The 15,172-nt window shown below is 62.2% G+C and carries 15 protein-coding genes and 1 riboswitch; of the genes, 9 read left to right on the forward strand and 6 right to left on the reverse strand.

What is annotated here, in order from left to right:
- Position 1 precedes the first annotated feature (1 nt).
- From NKI54_RS04100 to NKI54_RS04115, 4 genes are read right to left on the reverse strand one after another with little or no spacing between them, the layout of a single operon-like run.
- Positions 2-1,210, reverse strand: a complete 1,209-nt coding sequence (locus tag NKI54_RS04100) for an agmatinase family protein (protein ID WP_023679464.1) — start codon at positions 1,208-1,210, stop codon at positions 2-4.
- 10 nt (positions 1,211-1,220) lie between these two features.
- Complete coding sequence (locus tag NKI54_RS04105) at positions 1,221-2,030, reverse strand: ATP-binding cassette domain-containing protein (protein ID WP_023679465.1); 810 nt, start codon at positions 2,028-2,030, stop codon at positions 1,221-1,223.
- Positions 2,027-2,905 carry an ABC transporter permease gene (locus NKI54_RS04110; protein ID WP_352637699.1) on the reverse strand — a complete coding sequence of 293 codons (879 nt, stop codon included), beginning with the start codon at positions 2,903-2,905 and terminating at the stop codon, positions 2,027-2,029. The genes NKI54_RS04105 and NKI54_RS04110 overlap by 4 nt, the downstream gene beginning before the upstream one ends.
- A gap of 38 nt (positions 2,906-2,943) precedes the next feature.
- The gene (locus tag NKI54_RS04115; RefSeq protein ID WP_023679467.1) at positions 2,944-4,008 is read right to left on the reverse strand and encodes a putative urea ABC transporter substrate-binding protein; all 1,065 of its coding nucleotides are present in this window, start codon (positions 4,006-4,008) and stop codon (positions 2,944-2,946) included.
- 101 nt (positions 4,009-4,109) lie between these two features.
- Positions 4,110-4,225, reverse strand: a riboswitch (guanidine-I (ykkC/yxkD leader).
- Positions 4,226-4,606: 381 nt separating this feature from the next.
- Here NKI54_RS04115 and NKI54_RS04120 point away from each other — a divergent pair.
- The 7 genes from NKI54_RS04120 to NKI54_RS04150 all read left to right on the forward strand — a co-directional run bounded on the left by NKI54_RS04120 (position 4,607) and on the right by NKI54_RS04150 (position 10,126).
- Complete coding sequence (locus NKI54_RS04120) at positions 4,607-5,251, forward strand: NADPH-dependent F420 reductase (protein WP_352578215.1); 645 nt, start codon at positions 4,607-4,609, stop codon at positions 5,249-5,251.
- Positions 5,244-6,743 (forward strand): aldehyde dehydrogenase family protein, encoded by a 1,500-nt coding sequence (locus tag NKI54_RS04125; protein WP_352637691.1) that lies wholly within the window; start codon positions 5,244-5,246, stop codon positions 6,741-6,743. Before NKI54_RS04120 ends, NKI54_RS04125 begins: the two co-directional genes overlap by 8 nt.
- Positions 6,740-7,510 (forward strand): type 1 glutamine amidotransferase domain-containing protein, encoded by a 771-nt coding sequence (locus NKI54_RS04130; RefSeq protein ID WP_352578217.1) that lies wholly within the window; start codon positions 6,740-6,742, stop codon positions 7,508-7,510. The genes NKI54_RS04125 and NKI54_RS04130 overlap by 4 nt, the downstream gene beginning before the upstream one ends.
- A gap of 145 nt (positions 7,511-7,655) precedes the next feature.
- On the forward strand, positions 7,656-8,000 hold the full coding sequence (locus tag NKI54_RS04135; protein WP_023679472.1) for a hypothetical protein: 345 nt from the start codon (positions 7,656-7,658) through the stop codon (positions 7,998-8,000).
- A gap of 75 nt (positions 8,001-8,075) precedes the next feature.
- Entirely contained in the window at positions 8,076-8,870 is a 795-nt protein-coding gene (locus NKI54_RS04140; protein WP_352623095.1) for a helix-turn-helix domain-containing protein, read from the forward strand.
- A 70-nt stretch (positions 8,871-8,940) separates the two neighbouring features.
- The gene (locus NKI54_RS04145) at positions 8,941-9,132 is read left to right on the forward strand and encodes a YdeI/OmpD-associated family protein (protein ID WP_352690977.1); all 192 of its coding nucleotides are present in this window, start codon (positions 8,941-8,943) and stop codon (positions 9,130-9,132) included.
- A gap of 184 nt (positions 9,133-9,316) precedes the next feature.
- Entirely contained in the window at positions 9,317-10,126 is an 810-nt protein-coding gene (locus tag NKI54_RS04150; protein WP_023679475.1) for an MBL fold metallo-hydrolase, read from the forward strand.
- A 161-nt stretch (positions 10,127-10,287) separates the two neighbouring features.
- Here NKI54_RS04150 and NKI54_RS04155 read toward each other — a convergent pair whose 3' ends face one another.
- Positions 10,288-11,157, reverse strand: a complete 870-nt coding sequence (locus tag NKI54_RS04155) for a LysR family transcriptional regulator (RefSeq protein ID WP_352637694.1) — start codon at positions 11,155-11,157, stop codon at positions 10,288-10,290.
- A 231-nt stretch (positions 11,158-11,388) separates the two neighbouring features.
- Between NKI54_RS04155 and NKI54_RS04160 the strand changes: the two genes are divergently transcribed.
- Complete coding sequence (locus NKI54_RS04160) at positions 11,389-11,544, forward strand: YjiS-like domain-containing protein (protein WP_156937304.1); 156 nt, start codon at positions 11,389-11,391, stop codon at positions 11,542-11,544.
- A gap of 10 nt (positions 11,545-11,554) precedes the next feature.
- Positions 11,555-12,538, forward strand: coding sequence for an aldo/keto reductase (locus NKI54_RS04165; RefSeq protein WP_352637696.1), 984 nt, complete (start codon positions 11,555-11,557; stop codon positions 12,536-12,538).
- Positions 12,539-12,698: 160 nt separating this feature from the next.
- On the opposite strand, the gene NKI54_RS04170 is transcribed toward NKI54_RS04165, so the two are convergent.
- A complete protein-coding gene (locus tag NKI54_RS04170) occupies positions 12,699-14,522 on the reverse strand; it encodes a calcium-binding protein (protein ID WP_352690758.1) in 1,824 nt (607 codons plus the stop codon).
- Positions 14,523-15,172: the final 650 nt, after the last annotated feature.

The following is a 15,172-nucleotide window of genomic DNA, read 5'->3' on the forward strand; positions in this document are numbered from 1 at the left end:
GTCAAAAGCTCGTCGGCTTGTCGATGATGGATTTGTGTTTGCCGAGATTGCCGTGCGCGACCATCGAGCCGAGCGCCTCGACGACAACCCGCACGCCAAACAGCGCCGTGATGTCTGACGTGTCGTAGGGCGGCGACACCTCGACCACTTCCAGTCCGCAGATGCCGGGCGCCGACACTAGCCCGAGCAGCTTCAGTGCCTCGCGCGGCAGGAAGCCACCGGGCTCCGGCCAGCCCGTACCCGGCACGAAACCGCAATCGATGCTGTCGACATCGAAGGAGATGTATACGGCGTCGGTGTCCTTCCATGCGAGCTCAAGCGCGATCTCGGCCGCCTTCTCCAGCCCCATCTGTTCGATATCGGAGATCGTCAGCACGTTGGTGCCGCGCTTTCTCGCCTCGGCCACGCCGTAGCGCGGCACCTGCCAGCCGCCGATACCGAGCTGCACCAGATTGGTGGCCGAGACGTTCGGCAGGTTGGTCGCCCAGTACCAGGGCGTCGTGTGCATACGTTCGTCGAGATCCTTTTCCTGGATGTCGATGTGGCGGTCGAAATGGATGATGCCGATGCGCTTGGAGGTCACGTCGGCGATGCCGCGCACGCACGGAAATCCGATCGAATGGTCGCCGCCCAGCATGATCGGCAGCGCCCCGGACGAGGCGACATGGCTGACGCCCTTGGTGATCTGGTCGAAGCTCTTTTCGAGATTGGCGGGGATGGTGAAGACGTCGCCGGCGTCGCAAAGCGTCATCTGCTCGCGCAGGTCGACACCGAGCTCGTAATTGTAAGGCGTGTAAAGCGCCGAGATGCGGCGCATGCCTTGCGGCCCGAAGCGGGTTCCGGGCCGGTAAGTGGTGCCGCTGTCGAAAGGAATGCCCATGACGGCAGCGTCATATCTGCCGACATCGCGGACGTTCTCGACATAGGGCGCCTTGAGGAAGGTGTTGATGCCGGCGAAATGCGGCAACTCGCCTCGCGCGAATGTCGGGATCGACTTGTCGATGATCGAATCCGATCCGGGCAGGCCCATGTCGAGTGCCCATTTCTGTTCCTTGCGCCAGCCATCCTCGGGCAGCTTTCCTTCCGCCTCGATCGACTTCCAGCCCTGCATGTCGCGGATCTCGAAGTTCGGATGGTGGAAGCGTTGGCGTGGCTGGTGGTCGGTGAGCCCGGCGCGACGATGCCGGCGTTCTGGACTATCTCTGTGCATGAAACCTCCTTCACGACGCCGTCGTCGCGATTGCGCTATCCAGTCGGGTCGTCCCGACCATCGCGGCCACTTCGGCCACGTCTCGTGCGGAAGCCCGGTGCTTGCGGTCGAGCTTCAGATCGTAGGTGATCGTCGCGCCATAGGCGGACGGGAACTGGGGGTCGTGGCGCACCTTGTCGAAGACCAGCACGCGGGTGCCGAGCTTGAATGCCTCGCCGATATCGTGGGTGACCATGACCACGGTCATGCCGTGCTCGGTCCAGAGCTCGGTGAGCAGCTCATGCATCTCGATGCGAATACCGGGATCGAGTGCGCCGAACGGCTCGTCGAGAAGCAGGATCTGCGGCCGGCCGAGCAAGGTCTGCGCGATCGCCAGCCGCTGCTGCATGCCGCCAGAAAGCGTGGCCGGATAGAGATCGCGCGCATGGCCAAGCCCGACCCGTTCCAGCATGGTTTCGGCTTCTTGCCTGGCGCTTTTGCGCCTGGCGCCGAAGACGCGGCCGAACGGTCCGCCCGAACGGAAGTCCTCGACCAGCAGCAAGTTCTGCAGCGCGGTCAGATGCGGAAACACGGAATAGCGCTGGAAGACGATGCCGCGCTGCGGCGTCGGTTCCGGCACGATCGGCTGGTCGCCGACGACGACCACGCCGCCACTTTGCTGTTCCTGGCCAAGCAGGATGCGCAGGAATGTCGATTTTCCACAACCGCTGGCGCCAACCAGCGACAGGAATTCACCCGCTTCGGCGGAGACGTTGACCCGTTCCAGCACGCGGGCGTCGCCGTAGCTCTTCTCCAGCCCATGGACGAGGATCCGGCTCATCTGGCCCGCACCGGATGCGCCCAGGGCGAGATGATGTGAGAGAGCCGCACGAGCAGCCAGTCGGTCATCACCGCAAGCAGCGTGATCCAGGCGACGTAAGGCAGGATGACGTCCATCGATAGGTAGCGACGAACGAGGAAGATGCGGTAGCCGAGCCCCTCGGTGGAGGCGATGGCTTCTGCCGCGATCAGGAACAGCCAGGCCGGCCCAAGCGCCAGCCGTACGCAAGTGATGAGGCGCGGCATGACCTGTGGCAGCACCAGCCTGAGCACCATGGTCCAGCTGTTGCCGCCGAGCGTCTGTGCCTTGGCGACGAGCTCCGGCGGCAATTCCATCACCCGGTTGGCGATGTCGCGCACCATGACCGGTGCGACGCCGAGAGCGATCAAGGTGATCTTGGCCGTTTCGCCGAGGCCGAGCGCAATGAACAGGATCGGCAGCAGCGCCAGTGGCGGGATGACGCAGACAACTGTGACCAAGGGCAGCAGAAAGGCCCTGACGCGCGGGATGAAACCTATGGCGACGCCGAGGCTGAGCGCCACCAGCGTGGCCATGCCGACTCCGGCGAACAGCCTGATCAGGCTGGCATAGGTGTCGGCCCACAGGATCAGGTCGCCGGAGCGCTTGTCCGGCACTGTCGCCAGGTCTGAAAAGGCCGACCACATCTGTGCAGGGGAGGGCAGCAGCTTGTCGCTGGGATTGACCGCCAGCCTTTGCGACGAAGCGAAGAGATAGGCAATCGCCACGGCGGCAAACGGCAGCGTCCCAAGCAGCAACGCTCCGCCGCGCGAGACCGTCGCGTTGATGAGGCGAAGCCGCGCTTTCGGCCTGCTAAGTTGCAGGCGCGCGACTTCGGGGCCTGCTGCGGCCTGCATGATGCCGGTTCCTCTGGCTAGCATGTCGCGCTCCCGCGTCAGAGCGTTCCGCCCGCCGCCTCTGCCATAAAGGCCTGATCGAAGCGCAGCTTGACATTGTTGACGTCGCCCAGCGTCGAGCCGTCGGGGAAGCTCATGCCGATCACGTCGACGCTCGGCGCGTTGGTACCAAGAATGCCGTGGCTGAACAGGAAGTTGCGCACCAGATCCATGGTCTTCGGCAGTTCGGCGCCGTTGGTGAATGCGACCGCCTTGGCCGGCTCGAAGAACATCGCCGTTGATGCAAGCTGAGCGTCGAAACCGGCAAGATCCGTCCCCGACGCCTTGGCCATCTCTTCCTTGGCCGCCTTGCCTTCGGGCGTACCCGACGTCATCAGCGCCATGGCTTCATACCATGCACCGACAAGCGCCTTGCCCAAGGCCGGATTGTCCTTCAGCGTCGCGGTGTTGACGACCATCATGTCGATGATCTCGCCGGGGATCTCAGTCGAATCGAATACCTTGTGGGCGCCCGGCATGGCAGCGATTTCCGAGACCAGCGGATTCCAGGTGACGACGGAGGTGACGTCGCTGGTGCCGTAGGCAGCGACCATGTCGGCATCGGAGGTGTTCACCACCGTAATGTCCTTTTCGGCCAACTCCACCGTCTCCAGCGCGCGCGCAAGTAGGTAATGTGAGACGGAGAGCTCGACGAGATTGACCTTCTGGCCGGCAATATCCTTGAGCGCGGTCTTGTTCTTGAGGATGACCGCGTCGTTGCCGTTGGAGAAATCGCCGACGATCAAGGCCGTCGTGTCGACACCGCCGCCGGCCGGGATCGAAAGCGCATCCATGTTGGTCATCGAACAGCCGTCAAAGCCGCCGGCCGTGTACTGGTTGATGCTCTCGACATAGTCGTTGATGCGGGTGATCTCGACATTGATGCCGTATTTGTCGGCCCACTTCTTCATGATGCCGCTGTCGGAAAGATAGCCCCACGGCATCCAGCCGACATAGATCGACCAGCAAATCTTGAAGTCTTTCTTGGGCGCCGCTTGCGCGGCTGAGATGAAGGGGAGGCTGAGTGATGCGGCTAGGATGATTGTGGCCAGTTTGCGAAACATTACATACCCCTGTTTGCGATCCGGATTGCGTCCGAACGTCTGTTGGGGGGTTCACGGAGCGCGCATCCGGGAGAGGTTCGCGCCAGCAAACCCGTGCAGGGTTCTCCCGGGATTTTGGCCCGCCGTGTTCCGCCAGATGCCTCAATGCATCTCAAGCGGTCGCGTCTCTTGGACCAGCACCGTGATCGACACGGCCGGAACCCTAGACGCTCTGCACATGAATAACGAAGCAAGGGGCGTGCCAGTCCGGAAAGCCGTCCTGAGGCGGCCTTTCCCCGGATTTGCAGGCAATCGCGTTATGCTGATGCCACAAAAGTCATCGCAACGCCGACGGATTAGGCAAGGAAAATCTAGCGTCAACCAATATGAGCAAGCTTGTGCCCTGGGGACCTCCGCTGATCGCACCCTGCTCTATGGTCGCCCACACATACATGCCCAATAGGGACACGTTCGGGAAGGGCGTGAGCGCGCGGCGGATCCGGATGCCAATTGGCGCCGACCCATGTGACGAGTGCGCCCGATCGTGCAAGGGCAATTCGTGAAATAAGCGCGACTGCAATGATGCTAGGCAAGCCCGATCGCGTGTCGGGAGGCAGTTGTGAAAGTTGCGATCATCGGACCAGGCTCGCTCGGGAAGGCCTTGGCGAAATGTCTTGGCCTCGCCGGGCACGAAATTCGCCTCAGCTTCAGTCGTGACGAAGGCAAGTTGCGCGCAATCGCGGCAACCCTCCGTGTTGGCTTCGGTGCCCCTGACGAAGTAGCGAGATGGGCCGACGTAATTGCCCTGGCGACGCCATGGCCGGCTCTCGAGCTGGCGATGGACGCGCTTGGCGATTTGTCGGGCAAGATCGTCTGGGACAATACCAATGCAGTCGCACCTGACCTTTCCACGATGCTGCTAGGCACTACTACGTCTGTAGGCGAGGAGGTTCAGAGGCGCGCGCGGGGCGCCCTTGTCGTCAAGTGCATTCCGACCTTTGCCGAATTGCTTGACAGGGATGATCCGCGTCTCAACGGCGATCCGGTGACGAGCTATGTCGCCGGCAATGACGCAGATGCCAAGGCGGCGGTTTGCCGGCTTCTCGCCGATCTGCCGACAATACCGGTCGATGTCGGCGATCTCACGGCCTCGCGCCTGATCGAGCCGATGATGCTGCTATTGGTCCAGCTCGCCTATCGGCGCGGGATGGGGCCGACAATTTCCTTCAATCTCATTCGACAGGACGGACGGACTCATGACTGATTATCTACCCGCGCGGCGCAAGGCGATTCCAGTAGGACGTCTGCTGATCGATGGCCAATGGCGCGATGCCGTCAGTGGCGAGACTTCGACGACTTTTGATCCGACCACGGAGGCGGCGATCACCGATATTGCGAAGGCGGACGTCACCGACACGAGCGATGCCGTCGCGGCCGCGCAGCGGGCTTTCGAGCAAGGACCCTGGGCGCGGATGCATCATGAGGAGCGCGCCAAGATCCTGTTTCGCATCGCCGATCTAATGGACGAGCGGGCCGAGGATTTCGCGGTGCGCGAGGCGATGGATATGGGTATGCCCTATCGCGATTTCCGCGATATCATCATGCCGCACTGCTCAGGACTGTTCCGCTTTCATGGCGGGCTCGCCATGAGCGCGATGGACGGCGCCTATCGTACCAGCTACGAACCAAATATCAGGATCCTGACGCGGCGCGAGCCGCTCGGTGTGATCGCTGCGATCACCCCGTTCAATTTTCCCCTCGCGCTGTCCTGTTCGAAAATCGCGCCGGCACTCGCGGCGGGTAACACGGTCGTTCACAAGCCTGCGACCGACACGCCCCTGACGGCCCTCGCCTTGGCGCAAGTGATCCTCGACGCGGGCGTGCCGCCAGGCGTCTACAATCTCGTCACCGGCCCGGGCGGCACCATCGGCGACGCGTTGGTCAACGATGCCCGCGTCGGCAAGATCGCCTTTACCGGGTCGACCACCGTCGGCCAGGGCATCATGCGCAACGGTGCCGGGACGATGAAACACCTGACCATGGAGCTCGGCGGCAAGAGTCCCAATATCGTTTTCGCCGATGCCGATATCGATGTCGCGATACAGGCAGCCTTCTGGGGCATCTTCTGGAACAAGGGCGAAGTCTGCGTCGCCGGATCGCGCCTGCTGGTTGAACGCGCCTGCTATGACGAGGTCGTCGAGAAGCTGAGCGCCATGGCGAAGTCGGCGACGCTCGGCGATCCGCTGGACCCTGCGACGATGATCGGGCCGATCGCATCGCGGGGCGAGTATGACAAGGTCTTGAGCTATGTCGAAGAGGGCAAGCGCACCGCGCGACTGGCCGCGGGCGGCGGCACCCGCCAGGTCAACGGCAAGGGCCTCTTCATCGAGCCGACCATCTTCGCCGATGCGACCAACGACCTAAGGATATCGCGCGAAGAGATTTTCGGCCCTGTCCTGCCGGTGATTCCATTCGACAGCGAGGAGGACGCGATCCGGATCGCCAACGATACGAGCTACGGGCTCGCCTCGGGCATCCAGACCAGCGATCTCGGCCGCGCCTTGCGGCTCGCCGACCGGATCAAGGCAGGCACGGTCTGGCTGAACTGCTGGCACAAGTACCATCCTAATGCGCCGTTCGGAGGTTTCAAGATGAGCGGCTATGGCCGCGAGCAGGGCCGCGAGGCGTGGGAAAGCTACACCCAATACAAGACGATTTGGGCGAATCTTGGCGAACCAGTCGAGATGGCGCGATGAGCGTGCGCGATTCCAACCCACTCGACCCGCGGCATCCTAAACGCGTCGCGATGGTCCTTTCAAACCCGGCTGTGTCAACCACCACAGGCTGGCCGGTCGGGTTTTGGTGGAGCGAGTTAACTCATCCCTGGCTCGCCTTCACCGAGCGCGGATATGGAGTCGCGATCTTCTCGCCTGAGGGCGGCAAATGCGAGGCGGATGCGTTGAGCGACCCGCGCGATCCGTCCGGCTATTCGGATACGGATCTGATCTCGCTCGGTTTCCTGTCGACGCCGAAACTGGCGGCGCTGGTGGAGACGACCCGGCCCATCGCAGAGCTGTCGGTCGACGCGTTCGACGCTATCGTCGTCGCTGGCGGCCAAGCGCCGATGTTCACCTTCGAAGGCGCAACTGAGTTGCAGCGGCTGTTCATCAACTTTTTCGCGGCCGGCAAGGTCGCGGCCGCCTTGTGTCATGGCGTCGCGCTGCTGCGCTACGCTCGCCTCTCAACCGGCGAGCTGCTGGCCAAAGGGCGCACTGTTACGGGTTTCGCCAATGTCGAGGAAGACTTCGCCGACAATGCCGTCTGGGAGATGGGCGCGCTGCCACACGGTACGCATCTGATGCCATGGCGGATCGAGGATGAGATGCGTGCGCTCGGCGCGAATTATGTTCAGGCCGGGCTGTGGCGCGATTTTGCCGTGCGCGACGGCAATTTGATCACCGGCCAGCAGAACTTCTCCGGAGCGGCGACCGCCCGTCTTGTCATCGAGGCGCTCGGTGGCTGAGGACCAAAGACCGCTCCTGTCGGTGAAGTTCGGGAGACAAACTCGCCGTCAGGGCGGGCGATGCCAAACGACATCGGCCCAATAGGATCCGGGTCCGTCCAAGAACTCCACCTCAAACAACCACTATCAGCAGCGAGGATGAACCATGGCCGTAGTGACGACACTTGATATTGCCGGCCTGACGGCCGAAGATTATAGCCGCATCCTCGATCGGATCGGCGTGGAGAAACGGCCCGCTGGCGGCATCTACCAGCACATCGCGCATGCCACAGACGATGGTTATCGCATCATCGAGATATGGGACGACAAGGCAGGCCTGGAGCTCTTCTTGCAGGACACATTGTTTCCCGCCGCACAGGAACTGCAAGTTCAGCGTGAAATGACCATTATGACCCAGACACTGCACAACATCTTTGTGCCCCGGATTGGTGAACTGACTGCCCTGGCAAATGATGCGCCTGGTGGACCAGTCAAACGGGCAAAAGTGTAGGCATCAAGGATCGAGGATGCGGCGATCGATCATCGAAGTCCTGGAGGAACTTGCGTCCGGACGCCCGGTACAACGATGGTGACCGCGGCAAGTGCAAAGAGGTTGTTCTTTCCTGCCGGCGACTATCGCCATGCGCCGGCCGGAGTCGTTCAGCTGCGTGTGATTCGCAGCGGTTCATCCTATGCAGAGATCGATCTTGGCCGCGGGCTGCGGCGCGTCTTCACCCGCCCCGGCGACCTGCTGCTCAGTCTTCCCGAGCGTGCCACGCGGTTCAAGATCGAGGAGCCGCGAGAGCTGACGATGATCACCGTTGACTCCGCGCTGGCGTCAAGGCTCCTGGTATCCGCAGGCGGGACCCCCGAGGACCTGGCAATCCTGACCGATCGACCGATACGCGATTCGCTGGTGGCCGAGTTGTGCCGACGCCTCGAAGGCGACCCGCCAGCCAACCCGATCGTCCGCGAATGGACGCTGGGCCTGGTTTTCGCGAACCTGCTCCGTCTCGGGCATGCACGCCAGCGGCAGCAGAAGTCTCCGGTCCTAACCTCGCAGCGGTTCGACCGGGTCCTCGCTGCGATTGACGGCGATCTGGAAAAGGGGGTGTCGATCGACCATCTTGCCGGAATCGCGGGAATACCACGACGCGCCTTCACCGCCGCCTTTCGCGAGGCGACGCAATTGCCGGTACATCAATTCATTTTACGCCGCCGCGTTGATCGCGCGGTCGAGCTTTTGGAAAATAGCGATCTGCCGCTGGCCGAGATTGCTCAGCACGCGGGTTTCACTCACCAGGCCCATATGAATCGCGTCGTGACCCGATTGAAAGGGCTGTCGCCAGGCCGGCTGCGGTCTCGCAGGCGCGACGGCTGACTTGTGATCTATTCCAGCATCAGGATTCGAATGGCGGAGATGTGAGTTGCTGAAACGTCCGTTGGCTAAGATGCCCGACAGTTTGCGTGCAGAGCTCGAGGCCGCAAATCTGATGACTGCTTTCGAGCAATGGCCTCCCTATCAGCGCAATGATTACTTGCATTGGATCGAGCGCGCCCGTCACCCGGAAACACGCCGAAAGCGCATAAATCAGATGATTGACGAGCTTACGAAGGGAGGAATCTACATGGGAATGCAATAAGAGCTGGCATCGCCGCGAAGCTAGCAGATCCCTCAACGATCATCTTCCGATCCGTGGCCTATCGAGATCGGGTGCTTTCCGCATTGATCTTCATCGGTTTCCCCACGCTTTTGCGCAGATTATGCAGGGAGCCAATAGTGACAATCGAACCTATCCTCCATTTTCGTTTGCGGCAGGTGGCCATATGATCGTGACATCGCAAACCAATAACGTGCTCGGCAGCACGTCAGGGAGGTGGCGCGTCTGGTCGCTCTCGGACGGTTACATCGAGATGCCGGCGGACCTTCTGCGGGACCCGCAGGATAATCCGGTGCCGCAAGCTGCGTTGGCAGGGGCGCTTCGCCTGTCTGTCAATTGCTTCGCGCTCGCAGGTCCAGGCGTTGACGGCGTTCTGATCGACAGCGGAGGAGGGGGCTGGGCTCCGACAGTGGGGCGTCTTGAGCAGGCCATGGCGGAAGCCAAGATCGACCCGGCTTCGATCACGGTCTTGGCGCTCACCCACGCCCATCAGGATCATGTGCACGGACTTTTGACCCCCGACGGCCGAGTGCTCTTTCCAAACTTGAAGGCGATCGCTATTCCCGAGGCGGCTGTGGGGAGCTTTTTCGCTTACGCGCACCTTGCGCAGTTCCGGCCCCTGCTGAAGCCTGTCCAGAATGGCGACCAGGTGGGTGAGCGATTGAGGGCGGTCGCCCTGCCCGGTCATGCTGCCGGTCATACCGGCTACGCGTTCGACTCGGACGAGGACCGTTTCCTATTCTTCGGGGACGTCGTTCATGTGCCGGCCTTGCAGTTCGGCAATCCCGCGTTCAGTTGGGGCTATGACGACGATCAGCTGACCGCGCGCGCAACCCGCCTAAAGGTTTTCAGTGACGCGGCCGAGGCGGGGACGTGGATCGCCGGCGCGCACCTTGGCTGGCCGGGCATCGGCCGCGTGCTGCGTAAGGGCGAAGCATACGGCTATGAGCCGGCAGGAGGACGAGTGACCGGATAGGCGGCCCGGTGCTGATCGGTTTATACCGCTCTCTTCGCCCAAGGCAAGGATCTCGACGAGCAGCGCGTCGCACTCCGGCGTCCTCAACGGCGGCGCTACCATCGTCCGGCCCACCAAAATATCTGATTTTGATCCACTGGCGGCCGATCGATGCCTGAGGCTTACCGGATCGGCGTCTCGCCGCGAAACAGCGGCTGGTGCGCCCGCATCAAGGCGGCCATCCGGTCGGCGACTTTCCGTACCGGCGGGGAATGACGTTCCTCGTGATGGGTGACGATCCATTGGTCGGTTTCAAGTTCGGGGATAGGCTGAGCAACGCGAACCAGCCGCGGATCGCCGTCACCGACGAAGCACGGAAAGACCGAAAGGCCGGCGCCGGCGGCCACCAGTTCGCGCACCGAATGGGTGTTGTTGCCGCGTACGGCGATGCGGTCGCCGTGATGGGCTTGCAGCCAGCGCGCCGAGGCAATGTTTGCGCCTTCGCCGGTGACGCCGACGAACAATCCGGCGGCGATGCCGTTGATCAGGTGACGTCCGGAATAAATGGCGTGGGCGACCTTGCCGCTCTGACGGCCGGCCAGCCACTGCTCGGTCGGGCGCTCGCTGCGGATGCCGATGTCGGCGGCACGGCGGCCGATGTCGACCCGGTCGGTGGTGGTGACAAGCTCTACCCTTATGCCGTCATCGACCGTCCAGATCTCGCCGATATGAGCGGAAACGAAGGCCGAGGTCCATGGCCCGGCCGAGACGCGGACAATGCGGTCGGGCAGGTTTCCCTCGCGCCAGCGGGTCAGCGACTGCATTGCCGCCTCGACGTCTTCGGCGCGCCGCAGCAGTTCCTCGCCGACCGGGGTCAGCCGGTAGCCGGTCTGCTGGCGCACGAATAGAGGTTCGCCGATCTGCTTTTCGAGCGCGGTGACGCGTCGTCCAAGGGTGGCTGCGCTGCGGCGCGTGGTTCCCGTCGCTGCGCTCAAGCCACCCAGCCGCGCAACGTCGAGAAACAACCTCAGATCGTCCCAGCCGATATCCATTTTGCAGAAATGAAAAACTCCTTGCGACCGTGGCTGTAGCGCAAAGCGGGCATCGTGCGCAAGTATGCAGGCATTGGAGGCGTTGGACAATCCTGCCTGGCGGGACAGAGACAAGCGCCTCGGCCGGCCAAGAAGCGAGCGCAGCCCTTTCGATCGCGCATGCGATTCGCGCAGAGGCTTTGCGCTTTCGACCAACCCAGGCGGGCATTCTGCGTGCCAAAGGAGACGATCATGTTGGATGAACTTCGATACCGTTTCGCCCGCTGGATTGCCTATCGCCAGACGCTTGCGAGCTTGAGGCAGGCCCGGGACAGCACACTGGCGGATGCCGGCATTTCTCGCGAAGAGATCCGCGAGCGTGCCCGCCACGCCAGCTTGCGTCGTTGAGGAGCCGGGCATGCAGATGATGATGCTTTGGGGTGGCCGCTCGGTACCGCGCATCGGCATCGGCACCTGGGCGGCGGGTGGCCCCGCGCGTTGGCGTGACACGGCGACAATCTATGGCGAGGTCGACGATATCAGGTCGCAAGCCGCGCTGGCGATGGCTTATGAGATCGGCGCGCGGGTGTTCGACACGGCTGCCGCCTACGGCGCCGGCAATGCCGAACTGATCCTCGGGCGGGCGTTGAGGGGTAAGGACGAAGCCGTCATCGTCACCAAGGTCGGCTATTTCGGCGATCCCGAAACGCGTAAGATCGCACCCGAGGATGCCTCTGCTGCGGCAATCCGGACATCGATCGACAATTCGCGGCAGCGCCTGCAGCGGGATTGTATCGACGTCGTGCTGCTACATATCAACGAGTATCCGATCGAGCGCGCCGGCGAGGTGTTCGATACGCTCGGCCTGTTGCGCCAGGAGGGCAAGATCGGCGGCTTCGGCTGGAGCACCGATCACCGCGAACGGCTTGCCGCCTACGCGCCGCGCGAGGGGTTCGTCGCCGTAGAGAACGACTTCAATGTGTTTACCCCGGCGAACGAGCTGATGGCCGTTGCGGCGCGCGAGAACCTCGTCTCGTTCAGCCGGCTGCCGCTGGCAATGGGGCTGCTCACCGGCAAATACACGCCGGCCATGCGGCTGCCCACCAACGATGTGCGCGGCGGGAATGCCGAATGGATGGTGTTTTTCAGGGATGGCGCCGCCAACCCGCACTATCTGTCAAGGCTCTCGGCAATCCGCGACCTGCTCACCTCGGGCGGACGCACGCTTGCGCAAGGCGCGCTCGGCTGGATACTCGCCAAGTCGGCAATCGCCCTGCCGGTTCCCGGCTTCACGCGGCCCGAGCAGGTCGAGGACAATCTCGGTGCGCTGGAGAAAGGGCCGCTGCCGGCAGCGGTGATGGCCGAGATCGACGCAGTGCTGAAAATTGCCGAGACTGCGTAGGGTGTGGTGAATCCGGAATTCGCATTGGCGATAATGCGACCAACTTCGATCTCTCTGATGTCTGCCGATATCGCATTTTTCTTAGTCAAGCTTCCGTGGCGCAATTGAACACGGACGGAGCGGCGGACACGCTCGAGTTGAAGGTCCGCCGCTCCGGTTTTCAGATCAAAGAGTGATGCTGCAACGGGAGATGGGTAGCGAGCTGCGCTTGAGCTGCGCTGCCGACCGCGTCGCTGTCGAGAGAGAGCGACCCGGTTGAGCTGTCAAAGATGATGTGGTGGGAACCATCATCGGCAGCCGTACCAGCAGGGGACGTATGCAATGAAAGCCCGCCCGACTTAAGCTCGGTAAGAGCGGCTTGATCGAGGTGGAGCTTGTCCTGAAGCTTGCTGAAGTCGAAGGCATCGTTGTTGCCTCCGTGGCCAGACATGATCTCGGCGGCGGCGCCGTTTTTTGCCTGGGCGCCGACACTTTCATCGGGCTGGACGGTTTGCGCGAACCCGTGGCGGATCAGGCTGGTTGCCGTCTTGTCGGATGGATCGTTGGTCGGGAGAAGTTCCGAGCCAGCCGAAAGAGAATGGCTCAACGAGGCCAATATGCGGTCAACGCTGCTGCCCTCGCTTACCTTGTCGCCGGCATTATCGTGGGTGGTGTCAGTCGAACTGCCATCACTGGCGAGGAGGTGAGAAAGCGCGGTCTTGTCATGACTGCCATCGCTGGTGGTGGCACCGGAGGCGGCGGTAGCAGTCGAACTGCCGTCGCTAGCGAGGAGGGGCGACAGCGCGGTCTTGCCATGACTGCCATCGCTGGTGGTAGCGCCGGAGGCGGCGGTAGTAGTCGAACTGCCGTCGCTGGCGAGGAGGGGCGACAGCGCGGTCTTACCATGACTGCCATCGCTGGCGGTAGCGCCGGAGGCGGCGGTAGTAATCGAACCGCCGTTGCCGGCGAGGAGATGCGAAAGCGTGGTCTTGCCATGATTGCTATCGCCGGTGGTGGCTTCGGAAGGGGCGGTGGCAGTCGAGGTGCTGCCGCCGGTGATGGTCTCGGCCGGGGCTGTGGCGGTCGAGGTGCCGCCGCTGGAGGTGGCTTCGGAAGGGGCGGTGGCGGTCGAGGTGCTGCCGCCGGTGGTGGCTTCGGAAGGAGCGGTGACAGTCGCGGTGCTATCGCCGGTGGTGGCCTCGGAAGGGACCGTCGCCGTAGAAATGGGATCGGTGGCCGCAGCTTCGGAAGGAGCAGTCCCGGCGGTGCTGAGATTGTGTTGCCGGAAAACGGCCTGCAGTTCCGGGGAGCTCTCAAGCGCGGTGTCGCCTCGCTGTGAACCCCAGGCGTACGCGTACTCGAAGGCGGGTGACGGAACCAGCTTGGCCCAGTGGTCCATCATGGTTTCCATCTCGGCGGCGGTGGGCACGACATATTTGCCACCCATGTCGGTGTTATAGTCGCCACCGCCAAACGTCTGGTAGCCTGGAATGATCTTGCTCGTCGGGATGCCCGATGCCTGAGCGGCGGCAACGAATTTATCGATCATGTTATAGTCGACCGCGCCATCCGTGCGGACAGGATAGACATCCACGCCGTAGTAATCGATACCGGTATTGGCGGGATTGTACGTGTTCGAAAAATCCGGATTCGCGGACGTCCCCAAGCTCATCATCGTGATGTAGGTCTTGGCGTCCGGCACATTGGCGTGAATCCAGTCGGATTCTGCCTTCAGATTCGCGGCGGAGGCGTAGGTGCCCCATTGGCCGGTGGGATCCGGCTCGTCGACAAGGAAGAATCCGAACAGCTTCGGATTGCCGATGAAAGGCGTGATCTTGTCGATAAAGGACGACGTCGCTCCGTCGGTTTCGTTGAGGTAGACCAAGCCCTTCATACCGTCCGGCAGCGCATTGAGTTGGTCAACAGATGAAACGTCGGCCAGATTGAATCCGGCTTGCGAAATTTCCGTGCCCGATCCACCTGACGTGTAATGCAGAGTTGTCATCCAATATTCCTTTTTCTGTTTCGACCGTGCCTACTTACAGACGGCGTATATTAGCGCCAAATCACATACCGACACCCTCTGACAGAAATATTGAGGTTTGAAGTAGGATTGAGCGTTGGAGGGGCGCTCCCTTCGAACTCGTTTCCGCAACGGTATCGACGACCAGCCAAGGATGGTTCTATTCGGGATAAGACTCGGCTAACTTGATCCGACCGTGTGGAGCTTGGCTCGAATGGCGCGGTCGAGAAGCCGTCCGACGCAGGACGGCCGGGAAATCTGAAAACCAGACCAAAAACAAAACCCGCCTAGCGGCGGGTCGTCAGTGCGAATCTGCACCGTACCCAAATTACTAGCATAGCTGCCGGCACAAAGCAAGAACAAAATGTGACACAATCGACGAAGCTGCCGATCTAGACGGCGCTTCTCCGAAATGCGAATGCGCCTCGCAGCCGGCATTGCCGCAACAGCGGTGCCGTGCAACATCGGCGGCTTGGAAGGAACCCCGGTGCTGTCTCGCCTGATCGCCGGCCTGCTGCTCGCCTGCGGATTGACCCACAGATCATGTATTCGCTTGTGCAGGCGTCGTGGGGCTACCCAGTTGCCTTTTCCGCGAGGCGACGGTTGGACTCAAACATCTTCTGCGGCATCCG

This window comes from Mesorhizobium sp. M0663 (assembly GCF_040320585.1).
Lineage (GTDB): Bacteria > Pseudomonadota > Alphaproteobacteria > Rhizobiales > Rhizobiaceae > Mesorhizobium.

Excerpts from the sequence above, each read along its gene's own strand:
- NKI54_RS04100 (WP_023679464.1), bottom strand. The coding sequence starts at position 1,210 with ATGCACAGAGATAGTCCAGAACGCCGGCATCGTCGCGCCGGGCTCACC.
- NKI54_RS04105 (WP_023679465.1), bottom strand. The coding sequence starts at position 2,030 with ATGAGCCGGATCCTCGTCCATGGGCTGGAGAAGAGCTACGGCGACGCC.
- NKI54_RS04110 (WP_352637699.1), bottom strand. The coding sequence starts at position 2,905 with ATGCAGGCCGCAGCAGGCCCCGAAGTCGCGCGCCTGCAACTTAGCAGG.
- NKI54_RS04115 (WP_023679467.1), bottom strand. The coding sequence starts at position 4,008 with ATGTTTCGCAAACTGGCCACAATCATCCTAGCCGCATCACTCAGCCTC.
- NKI54_RS04125 (WP_352637691.1), top strand. The coding sequence starts at position 5,244 with ATGACTGATTATCTACCCGCGCGGCGCAAGGCGATTCCAGTAGGACGT.
- NKI54_RS04130 (WP_352578217.1), top strand. The coding sequence starts at position 6,740 with ATGAGCGTGCGCGATTCCAACCCACTCGACCCGCGGCATCCTAAACGC.
- NKI54_RS04135 (WP_023679472.1), top strand. The coding sequence starts at position 7,656 with ATGGCCGTAGTGACGACACTTGATATTGCCGGCCTGACGGCCGAAGAT.
- NKI54_RS04140 (WP_352623095.1), top strand. The coding sequence starts at position 8,076 with ATGGTGACCGCGGCAAGTGCAAAGAGGTTGTTCTTTCCTGCCGGCGAC.
- NKI54_RS04145 (WP_352690977.1), top strand. The coding sequence starts at position 8,941 with ATGCCCGACAGTTTGCGTGCAGAGCTCGAGGCCGCAAATCTGATGACT.
- NKI54_RS04150 (WP_023679475.1), top strand. The coding sequence starts at position 9,317 with ATGATCGTGACATCGCAAACCAATAACGTGCTCGGCAGCACGTCAGGG.
- NKI54_RS04155 (WP_352637694.1), bottom strand. The coding sequence starts at position 11,157 with ATGGATATCGGCTGGGACGATCTGAGGTTGTTTCTCGACGTTGCGCGG.
- NKI54_RS04160 (WP_156937304.1), top strand. The coding sequence starts at position 11,389 with ATGTTGGATGAACTTCGATACCGTTTCGCCCGCTGGATTGCCTATCGC.
- NKI54_RS04165 (WP_352637696.1), top strand. The coding sequence starts at position 11,555 with ATGCAGATGATGATGCTTTGGGGTGGCCGCTCGGTACCGCGCATCGGC.
- NKI54_RS04170 (WP_352690758.1), bottom strand. The coding sequence starts at position 14,522 with ATGACAACTCTGCATTACACGTCAGGTGGATCGGGCACGGAAATTTCG.